Source organism: Floccifex porci (assembly GCF_009696175.1).
Lineage (GTDB): Bacteria > Bacillota_I > Bacilli_A > Erysipelotrichales > Erysipelotrichaceae > Floccifex > Floccifex porci.
The window spans coordinates 1-15,350 of sequence record NZ_VUMM01000017.1; the positions used below are offsets into that span (position 1 = coordinate 1).

A 15,350-nucleotide genomic window follows, 5' to 3' on the forward strand; every position below is an offset into this window, starting at 1 on the left:
ATTGCTTGTATGATATTCCTTGTTTTCGTTTCTTGTAAATTTCGATTTTTTGTTCTCTTGTAAGCTTTCCCATAAAGAAAATGAACCTCCTTAATTGGAAGTCCAATTTTTGGGGTTCATTTCAAAAAAACATATTTCCTTTTATTTTATTTATACAGGGAAATACTTTTACAAAGATAAATTATATAGAATTGATGTGTCAAATCGTGTTTGTCAGGCAGAAAAAGCACAATTGAATTTTACATATTATCCAGTTTATGATGTATTGAAAAAATCTAAATTTCGTGCTTCTTTTCATTTAAAAGAATATGATCAACAATATATAAAAGAAAAGGGAATGGATGTAATGACTAGACATGCCTATGATTTTATTGTTCAGAGATTGAAGTATAAATTGATCAATGATGGAAAACAGACGCCAATGAAAGGGCATCCGGTTTTTATTGCGATGCATGCATGTGCCTGCTGCTGCAGAGGATGCTTACATAAATGGCATCATATTGATTCAAACATGGTTTTAGAAGAAGAACAGATAAATACAATTGTTTCAATTTTAATCAATTGGATCGTTTTAGAATTAGAATGCATATAAAAAATGAGAATATTTGTAGGAAAGGGCTTTAAAAAATTAAAAAAAAACAATATAATTAATTTGTATGTGAAAATAATAAGGAGGAAGTTATTATCATGCCTAGAGCAAGAAAATCGATGGATGGAAATCAGGCTGCGGCTCATGTTGCGTATGCATATACAGAAGTGGCTGCGATTTATCCAATCACTCCATCAAGTCCAATGGCTGACTTTGTGGATCAATGGTCTGCTGCTGGATTAAAAAACATTTTTGGTAATCAGGTTGTTGTCAGTGAATTACAATCTGAAGCCGGAGCTGCTGGTGCCGTACATGGTTCATTGGCAACAGGTGCTTTAACAACTACATTCACTGCATCTCAAGGATTATTATTAATGATTCCTAACATGTATAAAATTGCAGCTGAACAATTACCTTGTGTATTTGATGTATCAGCTCGTACAGTTTCTACACATGCATTAAATATTTTTGGAGATCATTCCGATGTTTATGCTTGTCGTCAGACTGGTTTTGCGATGTTATGTGAAACAAACCCACAGGAAGTTATGGATTTAAGTCCAGTGGCACATTTGGCTGCCTTAGAAGGAAAAGTTCCTTTTATCAACTTCTTTGATGGATTCCGTACATCTCATGAAATTCAGAAAATTGAAGAATGGGATTACCAGGATTTAAAAGAAATGTGTCCAATGGATGCTGTTAAAGCATTCCGTGAACATGCTTTAAACCCAGAACACCCAACAATGCGTGGTTCTCATGAAAATGGAGATATTTTCTTCCAGCACCGTGAAGCATGCAATAGCACATACGATGCTTTACCAGCTGTTGTTGAAAAATACATGGGTAAAATCAATGAAAAATTAGGAACAAATTATGATTTGTTCAATTATTATGGAGCACCAGATGCTGACCGTGTAATCGTTGCAATGGGTTCTATCAATGACGTAATTGAAGAAGTTATTGATTACTTAACAGCTAAAGGTGAAAAAGTTGGTGTGATCAAAGTTCGTTTATATCGTCCTTGGTCATCTAAACACTTGTTGAAAGTATTGCCTGCTACAGCTAAAAAGGTGGCTGTATTAGACCGTACAAAAGAACCTGGTTCATTAGGAGATCCTTTATATCTGGATGTTGCCACAACTTTACGTGAAGCAGGATTAAATGACATCGTATTAAATGGTGGTCGTTATGGATTGGGATCAAAAGATACTCCTCCTTCAAGTGTATTCGCAATTTATGAAGAACTGAAGAAAGACAATCCAAGACCTCGTTTCACAATTGGTATCGTTGACGATGTCACAAACTTATCTTTACCAGAAGTAAAACCAGCTCCAATCACTTCTGCACCTGGAACCGTAGAATGTAAATTCTGGGGATTAGGTGGAGATGGTACAGTTGGTGCCAACAAAAACTCTACAAAGATCATTGGTGACCATACAGATAAATATATCCAGGCTTATTTCCAGTATGACTCTAAGAAAACAGGAGGAATCACAATTTCTCACTTACGTTTTGGAGATAACCCAATTCGTTCACCATATTACATCAATCAGGCTGACTTTGTAGCTTGTCATAACCCTTCTTATGTTGTTAAAGGATATAAGATGGTTCAGGATGTTAAACCTGGTGGGGTATTCATGATCAACTGTCAGTGGTCAGATGAAGAACTGGAAAAGAATTTGAATGCAGAAGCAAAAAAATATATTGCCGACAACAACATTCAGCTGTATACAATCAATGCCATTGATAAAGCCATTGAAATTGGAATGGGTAAACGTACAAATACAATCTTACAGGCTGCATTCTTTAAATTAGCTAATGTAATGCCAATTGATCAGGCTGTAGATTATATGAAACAGGCAGCTAAAAAATCTTATTCGAAAAAAGGTGATGCTGTCGTAGAAATGAACTATCGTGCTATTGATGCCGGTGTTGATGCGACTCATAAAGTGGAAGTACCAGCTTCATGGTCTAATCCAGCTCCAGATGCTGCACCTGCAGAATTAAGCGGACGTCCTAAGACAGTTAAACTGGTAAAAGACATTATGAATCCGGTTGGAATCATGGATGGAGATTCTTTACCAGTATCGGCTTTCGTTGAAAATGCGGATGGACAATGGGAAACAGGAGCTTCTGCTTACGAAAAACGTGGAACAGCCGTTATGGTTCCTGCATGGGATGCTTCTAAATGTATTCAATGTAACCAGTGTGCTTTTGTATGTTCACATGCGACAATTCGTCCATTCTTATTAACAGACCAGGAAGTTGCCAATGGTCCTGAAAATATGGTCGTTGCCGATCTGAAACCAAAAGCTGGTCAATACAAATACATTATGTCTGTTTCACCATTAGACTGTATGGGATGTGGTGAATGTATCACTGTATGTCCTACAAAAGCCATCGAAATGGTACCTCAGGCAGATCAGGCAGATCAGCAACCAGTATTTGATTACTTAGTAGCAAATATTTCTAAGAAAGATTCTGGATTTGCCGATACAACAGTTAAAGGTTCTCAATATAACCAGCCATTGTTAGAATTCTCTGGTTCTTGTGCTGGATGTGCTGAAACTTCATACGCTCGTTTAGTAACACAATTATTTGGTGAACAAATGTATATTTCAAACGCAACTGGATGTTCTTCTATCTGGGGTGGACCAGCTGCAACAAGTCCATATACAGTAAATAAAGACACATTAAAAGGACCTGCATGGTCTAACTCATTGTTCGAAGACAATGCGGAACATGGTTTCGGTATGGCTTTAGGACAAAAAGTATTGCGTGAACAGACAATTGAAAAAGTAGCTGAATTAGCAGAAAACGGTTCTGAAGAATTAAAAGCAGCTTTTGCTAAATTCCTGGAAACAAAAGACGATACAAAAGCCAATACACCAGCTACAGCTGCATTGGTAGCTGAAATTGAAAAAGCAGATTCACCACTGGCAAGTGAAATTCTTGAAAAGAAAGATTACTTAGCTAAGAAATCTGTATGGATCTTTGGTGGAGATGGTTGGGCTTATGACATCGGATTCGGTGGATTAGACCACGTATTAGCTTCTGGTGAAAACGTAAACGTTATGGTATTCGATACAGAAATGTATTCCAATACTGGTGGACAGGCTTCTAAAGCATCTAACGTTGGAGAAGTATGTCAGTTTGCTGCGGCTGGTAAAGAAATGAAGAAAAAATCTTTATCAGAAATCGCAATGAGTTACGGATATGTTTATGTAGCTCAGATTGCATTAGGAGCTAACCCTGCTCAGGCAGTTAAATGTATTGCTGAAGCAGAAGCTTACAATGGACCTTCATTAATCATCGGATACGCTCCATGTGAATTACATGGTATTGCCAAAGGTGGAATGAACCACTGTCAGGATGAAATGAAGAAAGCCGTTGCTGCTGGTTACTGGAACTTATTCTCATTTGACCCAGCTAAGAAAGCACAAGGAAAGAACCCATTCACATTAACTTCTAAAGAAGGTAAGTGGGAAGATTACCGTGCATTCTTAATGAATGAAGCTCGTTACGCTCGTTTAGTAAAACCATTCCCAGAAAGAGCTGAAAGATTGTTCACTAAGAACGAAGAATTAGCTAAAGAACGTTACGAACACTTACAAAAACTTGTTGAATTATATAAATAAAGTTTTATGCCTGTAGATTCTACAGGCTTTTTTTTGTATTATTAAAAAGGTGAGATTATGAAATTTATGTTTGATTGTGATGACACTTTATACAATTGTCAACAGCCATTTATAAATGCTGTTGAAACTGTATTGCCAGAATTGTTAAAAATGGATATTTCTTCTTTATATGATTTATATCGTAAAAAAGGAGATGAAATGTTTGATTCCATTCAGGATGGTTCACTGAATCCTTATACAGCAGGTATTTATCGTATATTGAATACTTTAAAGGATATACAGATTGATATTCCCTATTCAAAAGCAGAAACGTTTCAGAAAATATATAAAGAGAATCAGTATCGTATTCAAATGGATCCAGAATTTAAAGAATATCTTATAAATCATAAACATCAGTATGCGATATTAACCAATGGAGAAAATAATCATCAGAGAAATAAATGTAAAGCTTTGCAGGTGGAAGATTTTGTGGATCCACTAAATATTTTTACTTCTGGTCAGATTGGTTATGCCAAACCGGATGTTAGAGCTTTTCATAAAGTATTGGAAGCAATGAATGAAAAAAGTGAAGACTGGTATTATATAGGAGACAATTATAAAAATGATATGGAGGGTGCTAAAAAAGCAGGACTGAAAACCATTCATTTCAATCGTCATCATACATTAGAAGGTCCATGCAGTGATTATGTTGTATATTCAGAACTTGAATTAATGAAGCTAATGGATACATTCAATCGATTTTAATTATAAAATATGATATATTAATAATCTGAAAGGATAAAATTATGTATATTTCAACCATTCATCAATTTGAATCTATACCGATATTAAAACAAAATGGAATTGATGCGATTATTGTAGGAATTCCAGATTTTTCAATAAGAAACTGTAATACCGTTTCTTTAGAAGATCTGAAGATCTGGAAAAAGGAATGTGATCGAAACAATTTAAAATTATATATCAATTTTCTTAAACTGATTCATGAACAGGAATTAGAAGAAGTAGAATTGACTTTGTCTTATTTAAAGGAAATAAAGGTGGATGGAATCTACTTTGCGGATGAAGGGATTTTGTATATCGCAAAAAAGCTTCATATGGAATCCATTTGTATTTACCAGCCAGAAACATTGATTACCAATTCAAATGATATTTTATTTTATTTAAATGAGGGAATACAAAGTGTCAGTCTGGCTCATGAATTATCTTTAGAAGAAATAAGAAAAATTGCTTCAAAAAATCATTCATTTGAAATATTAATATCTGGATATTATTCCATTTTATATTCCAGAAGACCTTTGATTTCGAATTATTTTAAAGCCATTCAAAAAGAAAAAGAGAAAGAACAATATACCCTTATTGAATCCACTCGTACTGGTAAAATGCCAATAGTGGAAGATGAAAATGGAACATATATTTTTAGTGAACAGCCTGTTGAAAGCTATGATCAGCTTGAAGAATTAAAGAAATTGAATATAGAACGTTTCCGTATCGATTCTATCTTCTTTGATGATCAGTGGACCATTGATGTATTAAGATCTTATCTTGAAAAGAAAAATTATATACCTGGATGTTCAAAATGGTATTACCAGGAATCTATAAAAAAGAAGGAGAAAAAAGATGAATAAAATTGAACTGTTAGCTCCTGCTGGAAACCTGGAAAAAGCGAAAATTGCGATTTTATATGGAGCCGATGCGGTTTATATTGGAGGCAAACAATTCTCTTTGCGTTCCAGGGCTTCTAATTTTTCATTGGGAGAAATTAAAGAACTAGTGGATTTTGCCAATGCACATCATTCACACGTTCATGTTACGGTTAATATGCTGCCTCATGAAGACGATCTGGATGGGTTAGAAGAATATTTAAAAAAATTAGATGAAATTGGTATTCATGCCATTATTGTAGCCAGTCCTTCGATTATGATGCTGGCAAAAAGATTAAATGTGTCTTACCAGGTACATGTCTCTACACAGCATTCATCAACCAATTCCAAAGCGGTATCTTTCTGGAAAGAAAAAGGAATGGATAGAGTGGTACTGGCAAGAGAATGTCAAATGGAACAGATTGAAGAAATCTGTAAAAAAAATATATTGCCAATTGAAGTTTTTATTCATGGAGGTATGTGTATTTCTTATTCAGGTAGATGTGTTTTAAGCAATCATATGACATTAAGAGATGCCAATCGGGGAGGTTGTGCACAAAGCTGTCGATGGAAATATCATTTAATGGATTCAAACAGGGAAGTCAGTGATCCTCATAATTTATTTTCAATGAGTTCAAAAGACTTGCAGGCCGTTGATTTTATTGAATCGTTTATAAAAATGGGCGTTGCTTCTTTAAAAATTGAAGGAAGAATGAAATCCAGTTATTATCTGGCAACTGTTGTTTCTTCTTATCGGCGTTTAATTGATTCCATTTATGAAAATGGCTATGCTTCAAAAGATATTATTGAACAGACAAAAAGAGAAATCGCAAAAGCGGAAAATCGTATGACCGGGCCTGGATTTTATAAAGGAATTCCAGATGAGAAAGTACAGCTTTATCAGGATCATGATGAAACGGTTACACAGGAATATGTGGCCTATGTACTGGATTATGATACAGATTCAAATTTTGCGACTTTACAGGTAAAAAATCATTTTGTTCCGGAGGGAACCTTTGAAATATTTGGACCTCATATTGTATCTACAAAAGTTTATATAGGAAGTGTATACGATGATAAAGATCAGCTTGTGGATATATGTAATAAACCAATGCAGATTGTGAAAACGAAATGGTCAGGTCCAATTGAAAAATATGCGATGATTCGAAAGATTCGATAGAAAGAAGGTAATTATGAAATTAAGCAAAAGTTTTTTTTATACATTAAGAGAAAATGCGAAAGATGAAGACAGCATTTCCAGTAATTTACTGGTGCGTTCGGGTATGATCAAAAAAACATCTAATGGGATCTATATGATTATGCCAATGGGAAAGAAAGTACTTTCTAAAATAGAAAACATAATTCGTGAAGAAATGGATGCCAAAGAGGCACAGGAACTTTTGATGCCTGCTTTAATTCCAGAAGATGTATATATTCAATCTGGAAGAAGAGAAGCTTTTGGTTCCAATATGTTCAGTTTAAACGATCGTTATGATAAACGATATGTATTAGGACCAACACATGAAGAATTGTTTACTTTAGCAGCTTCTATGAATGGAAAAAGCTATAAAGATTTTCCTTATAATTTATATCAGATTCAGACTAAATATCGAGATGAAACAAGACCTCGCTATGGTCTGATACGTGTACGTGAATTCATTATGAAAGATGCATATTCTTTTGATATAGATTCAAATGGACTGGATGAATCTTATGTGAAAATGTACGATGCTTATTGTCGTATTTTTGATCGACTGAGATTAAATTATAAAATTGTAAAGGCCGATACAGGGGCAATGGGTGGATTATTAAGTGAAGAATACCAGGCAATCAGTCAGATTGGAGAAGATGTAGTTGTAGGATGCCAAAACTGTGACTTTTCAAGCAATTTGGAGATTACAGAAGTTTTAGACGTGATGGAAGATGATCCGGCTCAAATGTTAGAAAAAGAAGTTGTATACACACCCGATGCGAAAACCATTGAAGAAGTGGCTGCTTTCTTTGGGAAAAGCACAAAAGATTTTGTCAAGACACTGGTTTATAGTGTGGATGGAAAAACATATGCTTTCTGTATTCCTGGAAATCGCGAATTAAATGAAACAAAAGTATTAAAGGCTTTGCATGCCAATGAAATGGAACTGGCTTCTTTTGAAGAAGTGGAAAGAGTAACGCATGCAAAAGTAGGCTTTGCAGGCCCTGTAGGAATTGATTGTCCAGTTTATATGGATCGTCAGATTACACATATGAAAAACTTTATCGTAGGGGCCAATAAAAGTGACCATCATATGATCAATGTAAACTGTAAAGATTTTGAACCTGTTTCTATTTTGGATTTATGTCAGGTACAGGAAGGAGATATCTGTCCAAAATGTCATAAGAAATTGATTTTTGATCATGGAATTGAAGTGGGAAATTTATTTAAACTAGGTACAAAGTATTCAAAAACAATGAATTTATATTACACTGACCAGAATAACCAGTTACAGCCTGTTTGGATGGGATGTTATGGAATTGGATTGGAAAGATGTATGGCAGCTGTAGTGGAACAGCATCATGATGAAGCAGGAATTATCTGGCCTGAAGAAATTGCTCCTTTTAAAGTTGCCATTGTACAGATTTCAGATAAAGATGAAAATCAGTGTAAAGTAGCCAGTGAAATGTATGATTATTGTATTTCAAAAGGATATGATGTATTATATGATGACCGTAAAGAAAGACCGGGCGTTAAATTCAAAGATATGGAATTAATTGGAATCCCTTATCGTTTTACGGTAGGAAGAAAAGCCAGTGAAGGAATTGTTGAATTTGTTTCTCGTTATGATAATGAGAAAAAAGAAATGACAATTCCGGAAGCTCTTCAATTTTTAGATGAAAAATATAAATAGAAAGAAGTGATTGTATGAATGAGAATACATGGAATTCTCGTGTATCACAACATTCTCTTGTTGTGACTTTTGTCTGGATGGTAATTGGATTGCTGATTAGTGCCATTACATCCATTGTCTTTATTTCATCTGGATTTGTTTATTATTTCTTTACTTCAGGATTTTTAAGTATATTGCTGATGGTTGCTCAGATTGCTATCGTCATTGCCTTTAGTGCGCTTTTATATAGAGCCAGTTCTTCAACTTTAAAAGGACTGTTTATCTTATATTCGTTTACATTAGGAATTTCATTGACTCCAACTTTTCTATATTATGGATTAGGGATGGCTTATATTGCCTTTATTGTTACAGCTATCTATTTTGGATCTCTTGCAATCATTGGTTTTACAACAAAAAAAGATCTGACAAGTCTGGGTGTAATCTGTACCGGTGCTTTGATGGCATTGATTCTTTCCCAATTGATTTTAATGATTTTCCATGTTGCTGCTTTTGAAAGAGTCATCTGTTTTATTGGACTTCTGATATTTACAGGAATCACAATATGGGATATGAAACGTTTAAATCAATTGCTGTATTACAATGGTGGTATGGTTAGTGATGATTCAATTTCCATCTTTATGGCATTGCAGCTGTATTTGGATTTTATCAATATTTTCTTATATGTTTTAAGATTATTGGGAAGTCGAAGAAACAATTAAGCAGAAGAAATTCTGCTTTTTTTAATTTTTTTTGTTGCATTATAGATGGAGTTTGGATATAATAAATAGGCAGTTAATTAACTGTACATGGTTCCGTAGCCAAGTGGCTAAGGCAATAGACTGCAACTCTGTGACCATCGGTTCGAATCCGATCGGAACCTCCATCTTATGGGGTCGTGGCGGAATAGGCAGACGCAACGGACTTAAAATCCGTTGGTGGTAACACCGTGAGGGTTCAAGTCCCTCCGTCCCCACCATTTTAAAATTAAGCTGATAAATAATCAGCTTTTTTTTTTGCGTTTTTTAATACTTTTACGTATATAGTATACAGGAGGTAAGAATTTTGAAATATAAACGACGGTATAAATGTAAGGAGATTTTAAATGAAAAAATATAAATGGATCCTAATGATATGTGTTTTATTATTTGTGACATCCTTGCCAATTGAAGCAAAACAGGGAAATATTGATTTTTCCACTTCGAAAGGATCTATGTCTGTAAGCAAGCAAGAATTGGATATTCTAAACGAATATAAAAATGGAAATACAGATAAATATATCCTTCAAAGAAAAGAAATTGTTTCTCAAATCAATGCCTATTCTTATGTTGATGATCAGTATTTTATTACCGATCGTTATTATGATGACTATGATTCCATTTCTATGCTGATCCCATTACAGGCTGCTATTTTAATACCACCGGATTTTACTTATGAAGAAAGTTTAAACGGCATCCAATTTTACTCTTTAACACCAACGGTAACATATTTCTGGGAAAGTTCGATTGTATCCATTAAAACCCAATATGGAACTCTTACGATGAATGGTGGATTATGGGAAGTGGATGGAAAAAGAGCATTCTGTGGCAATGCCAATTTATCTCCTCCCAGACTGGGATATTCTTTGAATCAGCCAATAGATGTATCCTCCAATGAAAACTTAAGAAAAATCATGTATTATGGATATCTGTGTCCCCGGAGATCGTATTTTAGCTTCTGTTAATAATGATAAAAATAAAGCAGTAGTAATTACAAATGAGCTGGTATCCTATGCGTATTCAAAAACAACGGTTGCAGGAACTGCCACCAATGGAAATCATATGATAGTTAATGAATACAATTGGATTTTTAATTTACCCTCTCCTCCTTCAAATTTCAAAATCTATGCTGCAAGCTGTAATCAGACAGGAACAAACTGGCAAGGAATTACGACAAGTTGTCAGACTTTAATTTATTGGGAAATAGAAAATAAAGGAACAGTCACTTTAGAAAAAAATTCCTTGCTTCCTTCCATCACAGAAAATAACGATTGTTATTTTTTAGAACAAGCTGTATATGGAATATATACCGATGCAGCCTGTACAACTCTATTCACAACCATTTCACCCAATGAAACTCTCTCTTTAGATTCCAATACTTATTATTTAAAAGAAATAGAAGCTGGAAATGGATACGAAATCAATGAAGAAATCCTGTCTTTTACAGTTGAAAATAATACAGATAATAAAGTAAAAGTACACGATAAACCATTCTATCATAATAGTCCCCTTATTTTAAAAAAGAGAGACAGTCAAACTTATAATGGCATCTGTGATACTCAATTTAAAATTCAGTTTTATGGATTTAATTCTTATTCCTTGGAAGAATGTGAACAGATGGAACCTTTAAAAACATGGGTCTTTAAAACCGATTCGAATGGTTGTCTTTATTTTGATGAAGATCATTTTGTGAGTGGAGATGAAATCTATAAAGATGATGAAAACAACCCGATCCTTCCTTTGGGTACTCTCATTCTGGAAGAAAAAAAACCGGCACAAGGTTATCTAAAACAGGAACGAAAAGTACTGAAAAACATTTGTGATACGGAATTCTTTTCTTATTCCATTTTTTATAATGATAAAAATGAATTCACAATTTATAAATATCAGGATCATACTCCGATTCCAATTAAAGATACTGTATTTGTTCATACCTTTAATGAAAAGGAAGAAAGACTGATAACGGATGAAAATGGCTGCATTCATATGGAAGGTTTAGAAATTGGAATGCATAGTTTACAGGAAGAAAAGGCGAATAAGCATTATCAGAATGAAAATATAAAATTAGATTTTGAAGTAAAAGAAGATGGAATCTATTTAGAAGATGAAAAAGTAAACCAGGTAATATTTGAAAATAAAGTCAAAGATTTTTCTTTACAGATTCATAAAACCGATCCATTCCAAATGGATTTAGAAAACGTTACATTCACATTATTTAAAGATGAAGACTGTACACAGATCATGGATATACAAACAACAGATGAAAAGGGAATTTGTACATTTGAAGGTTTAGAAAACAATATGGTCTATTACTGTAAAGAAACACAAGGACTGGATGGTTATGAAGAAAATAATAATATATATGTCATTCGATTGAATTGTGTTCCTGTGTATGATCAATATGATATTACAATCAATACAAATATTACTGATATTGATATAGAGAATCATATTATCCGAATGAATGTACTGAATACACCTGTAAAAAAATTACCAGTAACCGGTAATAATGGACAATTGATGATTTTTTGTACAGGTACATTTTTAATGATTATTGTTTTAAGGAGAAAAAGAAATGAAAAAGAAAAATATAATTAAAAAAATCGCAATTGCCTCTACTCTACAACTTAGTTTAGGTGGTTGTATTCTAAACGCATTGAATACTTATCCGATCTGTGCCTATGAGAATATAAATACAGTCAATGGAATCGTAGACTACAATAATGGACAGGCTAAAATTCGTATTTTACCAAATGGAAATCAGAGCCTTGTTTCAAAGCAGTTTGCCGTCTATAAACTGTTTCAGGCACAAATTTCAAATACTTCTATCAATTATTTCTATAATGAAGAATATAAAGATGTTATAGAGGATGTGGTTTCAAATCGACTTAATAAAGATTCTATCAGTGAATACGAAGTAATTGATTATATTCAGTCATTAGAAGATCATTCCTCCTCATTAAGAGAATTGATTGAAGAAATCCGTGATCAGCTTGTATCCCAGGGCTATTCCAGTGATACATTTACAGTAACGAATACTTTAGAAGATGGTTCGATTGAAATTCAGGGATTGCAGCCAGGTTATTACATGATTGATGAAATTACCAGTGTACAAGATACACACAGTGCAGCTTCTTTAATTTTACTGGATACTGCGGATGATTCTTGTGATATTCAGATTAAATCGGATTATCCTTCTATCATTAAAAAAATAGAAGAGGACGATTTAAATATTGGATGGAATGATATAGGGGATTATGAAATAGGGCAAAGTATTCCTTATAAATATGAAACATACATTCCTGATATCAAAGCCTATAATACGTATAAAATGATTTTCCATGATATCATGGATGAAGCTTTAACTTTTGATTCAGATTCTGTACAGATTCAGATTTCAGATTCTGAAAAAACATATACAGTACCATCCAATCAATACTCAATTGTAGAAAATACAGACAATGAAAGCTTTATTGTTCAGATTTCAGACATTAAGTCCATTATTGATCAGCAGTTTTCTAATGGATATGGACAGAAAGTATTGTTTACCTATAATGCTTATCTGAATGAAAAGGCAAAAGACAGATCTGGAAGAGCTGGATTTGAAAATAAGGTCGCATTGGAATTTTCAAACAATCCAGATACAGATGGAACCAATGATACCGGTATGACACCATGGGATAGTGTTGTATGTTTCACTTACCAGATCAATGCAGTCAAAACCAATGAAGAGAATCAGTCTTTACAAGGTGCAAAATTTCGCTTATATAGAGATGAAAATGGAACGCAGGAAATTAAATTAAAAAAAGTAGAGAATGTTTATGTAGTTATGAATGAAGACTATCTGTCCAATGCGGAATCGGATGAAATGATTTCTGATGAAAATGGTCTGTTTAATATTTCCGGGTTAGATCAGGGAACGTATTATTTAAAAGAAACACAGGCTCCAGATGGATATCGTAAAATTCAGGATTCTATAAAAATTGTAATTACACCAGAATTTACAACCGATCGTAACAGTTATTATGAAAATCAGGGAGCCAGTGACCAGGTATTAGAAACACTCAGTGCAAACTGTGAGATTAAACAATTTTTGAATGGACTGTTAAATAGTGGCAGCAAAGCTTTACAGACGGATGTTCAAACAGGTTCTATCCAACTAAAGATTGTTAACCAGACAGGTTCAAAATTACCTGTAACGGGTTCTAGTATGACACTTATATTATTGGCAGGAGGAAGTTTACTGATGATTGCTGGTCTTTACAATTTGCGAAAACAGAAAAATGAAAAGCTGGATTAATCGTATCCTCATTTTATCTGGTTTTATCCTTTGTATGTTTCCATTTTTCAGTTCTATTTTCCAGAATATAAATCAGTCAAAGGTTATATCTACCTATTTTAAAGAAATTGAAGATTTCGATCCAAATGAAATCGCAAAACAGATTCAAAAAGCCAGAGCGTATAATGAATCTTTTTACAATGGATATAGAATGGATTATGAATCAATCTTGAATTTTACATCAAATGGAATGATGGGGCAGATTGAAATTCCAAAAATACAATTATCTTTACCGATATATCATGGGGTAAATGAAGATGTTCTCTCCATTGGAGCTGGGCATCTTCCATCCTCCTCATTTCCAGTGGGTGGAACCAGTACAAGAAGCATTTTAACAGGTCATACCGGATTGGCCAGTGCAAAATTATTTACCCGACTGGATGAATTAGAGAAGGGAGACCTGTTTTATATTTATGTAGGAAAAGAAGTTCTTGCGTATAAAGTAAAAGATATTCAGGTTATTGAACCAGAACAATTAGATCAGCTGGAAATTATAGAAGGATTTGACATAGTTTCTTTAGTTACATGCACTCCATATGGAATTAATACCCATCGTCTTGTTATCAATGGATATCGTACAGATTATCAGAAGAAACAGAAAGAAAATATAAAAAAGAAATGGATATCCAATCGAGAAACGATATTTGTTCTGATACCTGCTGTTTTACTGCTTTTTTATATAAGGTATGGGAAACATTATGAAAACATTTAAAATTCTGATCGCAAGTTTACTTTGTATTGTATCCATATATGGACAATCCAACTTGTTTCTGTCGGTAGATTTTACTGGTATTGAGTCGAATACTTTTGGTATGTATAAAATCGCATCTTTTCAAAAGAATCAATTTATATCTTTTGAAACCGGTTTGGATCTGAATCAGACTTTTACCAGCAATGAATTAGAAAATCTGGCAAGAGAATTATGGAATCCAGATAAAATAGAATATATTTTTGACAAAAACAATCCCAAATATGCTCTTGAAAAAGGCGTTTATCTTTTTAATTCTATAGAAGGAAAGAATGAACCGATTCTAATTTTTCTAAAAGATCGGGATGTGACCATTCATCCAAAAATAAAACAGGACTATCCTATTTTAAAAGTAATAAAAGTAGATGAAAATGGAAATCGAATAAGGAAATCAGCTGTCTTTTCTTTATGTGATGGAGATATTTGTATAGAATCAAAAAAGACAATTGATGGGATGGCCTCTTTTACGATTCCAAAGGGATCCTATATTCTTAAAGAAGTAAAAGCACCTGATGGTTATGTTTTATGTTCCGATAATATTTCAATTGAATGGGATGGTATCCAGTTTAAAGTGAATGATCAGATACAAAACAGAGAAGCAACCGTTTCTGTAATCAATGAGAGAAATAAAGTATCTACTTCTGTTTTTATTCCTTTCGGTCTCTGGATGTTATATGGCATAGGAAGCATAATATTTTTAATTTCTCTGTCTTTTCTATATAATAAAATCAGGTGATGAATATGGAAAGAATATTTAAATTTGAATCAAAACAGGATGGT

The 15,350-nt window shown here is 33.6% G+C and carries 12 protein-coding genes and 2 tRNA genes; all 14 read left to right on the forward strand.

Features of this window, described 5'->3' with window-relative positions; translation table 11 throughout:
• Window positions 1-196: 196 nt before the first annotated feature.
• The 14 genes from FYJ50_RS07825 (at window position 197) to FYJ50_RS07890 (ending at window position 15,306) form a co-directional block, all read left to right on the forward strand.
• Entirely contained in the window at window positions 197-592 is a 396-nt protein-coding gene (locus FYJ50_RS07825) for a DUF4186 domain-containing protein (RefSeq protein WP_338083006.1), read from the forward strand.
• A gap of 95 nt (window positions 593-687) precedes the next feature.
• Window positions 688-4,224, forward strand: a complete 3,537-nt coding sequence (gene nifJ, locus FYJ50_RS07830) for a pyruvate:ferredoxin (flavodoxin) oxidoreductase (protein ID WP_154460768.1) — start codon at window positions 688-690, stop codon at window positions 4,222-4,224.
• 57 nt (window positions 4,225-4,281) lie between these two features.
• Window positions 4,282-4,968 carry an HAD family hydrolase gene (locus tag FYJ50_RS07835; protein ID WP_154460770.1) on the forward strand — a complete coding sequence of 229 codons (687 nt, stop codon included), beginning with the start codon at window positions 4,282-4,284 and terminating at the stop codon, window positions 4,966-4,968.
• Between the two features lie 41 nt (window positions 4,969-5,009).
• On the forward strand, window positions 5,010-5,849 hold the full coding sequence (locus FYJ50_RS07840) for a peptidase U32 family protein (protein ID WP_154460772.1): 840 nt from the start codon (window positions 5,010-5,012) through the stop codon (window positions 5,847-5,849).
• A complete protein-coding gene (locus FYJ50_RS07845) occupies window positions 5,842-7,044 on the forward strand; it encodes a peptidase U32 family protein (RefSeq protein ID WP_154460774.1) in 1,203 nt (400 codons plus the stop codon). The genes FYJ50_RS07840 and FYJ50_RS07845 overlap by 8 nt, the downstream gene beginning before the upstream one ends.
• Window positions 7,045-7,057: 13 nt before the next feature.
• Complete coding sequence (locus tag FYJ50_RS07850) at window positions 7,058-8,749, forward strand: proline--tRNA ligase (RefSeq protein ID WP_154460776.1); 1,692 nt, start codon at window positions 7,058-7,060, stop codon at window positions 8,747-8,749.
• A gap of 14 nt (window positions 8,750-8,763) precedes the next feature.
• Complete coding sequence (locus tag FYJ50_RS07855) at window positions 8,764-9,447, forward strand: Bax inhibitor-1/YccA family protein (RefSeq protein ID WP_154460778.1); 684 nt, start codon at window positions 8,764-8,766, stop codon at window positions 9,445-9,447.
• 89 nt (window positions 9,448-9,536) lie between these two features.
• Window positions 9,537-9,611, forward strand: a tRNA-Cys gene (locus FYJ50_RS07860).
• 6 nt (window positions 9,612-9,617) lie between these two features.
• Window positions 9,618-9,704, forward strand: a tRNA-Leu gene (locus tag FYJ50_RS07865).
• Between the two features lie 126 nt (window positions 9,705-9,830).
• Window positions 9,831-10,448, forward strand: a complete 618-nt coding sequence (locus FYJ50_RS07870; RefSeq protein ID WP_154460780.1) for a hypothetical protein — start codon at window positions 9,831-9,833, stop codon at window positions 10,446-10,448.
• Entirely contained in the window at window positions 10,405-12,081 is a 1,677-nt protein-coding gene (locus FYJ50_RS07875; protein WP_154460782.1) for an MSCRAMM family protein, read from the forward strand. Before FYJ50_RS07870 ends, FYJ50_RS07875 begins: the two co-directional genes overlap by 44 nt.
• Complete coding sequence (locus tag FYJ50_RS07880) at window positions 12,059-13,783, forward strand: SpaA isopeptide-forming pilin-related protein (RefSeq protein WP_154460784.1); 1,725 nt, start codon at window positions 12,059-12,061, stop codon at window positions 13,781-13,783. The genes FYJ50_RS07875 and FYJ50_RS07880 overlap by 23 nt, the downstream gene beginning before the upstream one ends.
• On the forward strand, window positions 13,767-14,534 hold the full coding sequence (locus FYJ50_RS07885; protein WP_154460786.1) for a class C sortase: 768 nt from the start codon (window positions 13,767-13,769) through the stop codon (window positions 14,532-14,534). The genes FYJ50_RS07880 and FYJ50_RS07885 overlap by 17 nt, the downstream gene beginning before the upstream one ends.
• Window positions 14,521-15,306 carry an MSCRAMM family protein gene (locus FYJ50_RS07890; protein ID WP_154460788.1) on the forward strand — a complete coding sequence of 262 codons (786 nt, stop codon included), beginning with the start codon at window positions 14,521-14,523 and terminating at the stop codon, window positions 15,304-15,306. Before FYJ50_RS07885 ends, FYJ50_RS07890 begins: the two co-directional genes overlap by 14 nt.
• The last annotated feature ends 44 nt before the right edge of the window (window positions 15,307-15,350 follow it).

Excerpts from the sequence above, each read along its gene's own strand:
- FYJ50_RS07875 (WP_154460782.1), top strand. The coding sequence starts at position 10,405 with ATGGATATCTGTGTCCCCGGAGATCGTATTTTAGCTTCTGTTAATAAT.
- FYJ50_RS07850 (WP_154460776.1), top strand. The coding sequence starts at position 7,058 with ATGAAATTAAGCAAAAGTTTTTTTTATACATTAAGAGAAAATGCGAAA.
- FYJ50_RS07880 (WP_154460784.1), top strand. The coding sequence starts at position 12,059 with ATGAAAAAGAAAAATATAATTAAAAAAATCGCAATTGCCTCTACTCTA.
- nifJ (WP_154460768.1), top strand. The coding sequence starts at position 688 with ATGCCTAGAGCAAGAAAATCGATGGATGGAAATCAGGCTGCGGCTCAT.
- FYJ50_RS07855 (WP_154460778.1), top strand. The coding sequence starts at position 8,764 with ATGAATGAGAATACATGGAATTCTCGTGTATCACAACATTCTCTTGTT.
- FYJ50_RS07885 (WP_154460786.1), top strand. The coding sequence starts at position 13,767 with ATGAAAAGCTGGATTAATCGTATCCTCATTTTATCTGGTTTTATCCTT.
- FYJ50_RS07835 (WP_154460770.1), top strand. The coding sequence starts at position 4,282 with ATGAAATTTATGTTTGATTGTGATGACACTTTATACAATTGTCAACAG.
- FYJ50_RS07845 (WP_154460774.1), top strand. The coding sequence starts at position 5,842 with ATGAATAAAATTGAACTGTTAGCTCCTGCTGGAAACCTGGAAAAAGCG.
- FYJ50_RS07870 (WP_154460780.1), top strand. The coding sequence starts at position 9,831 with ATGAAAAAATATAAATGGATCCTAATGATATGTGTTTTATTATTTGTG.
- FYJ50_RS07840 (WP_154460772.1), top strand. The coding sequence starts at position 5,010 with ATGTATATTTCAACCATTCATCAATTTGAATCTATACCGATATTAAAA.
- FYJ50_RS07890 (WP_154460788.1), top strand. The coding sequence starts at position 14,521 with ATGAAAACATTTAAAATTCTGATCGCAAGTTTACTTTGTATTGTATCC.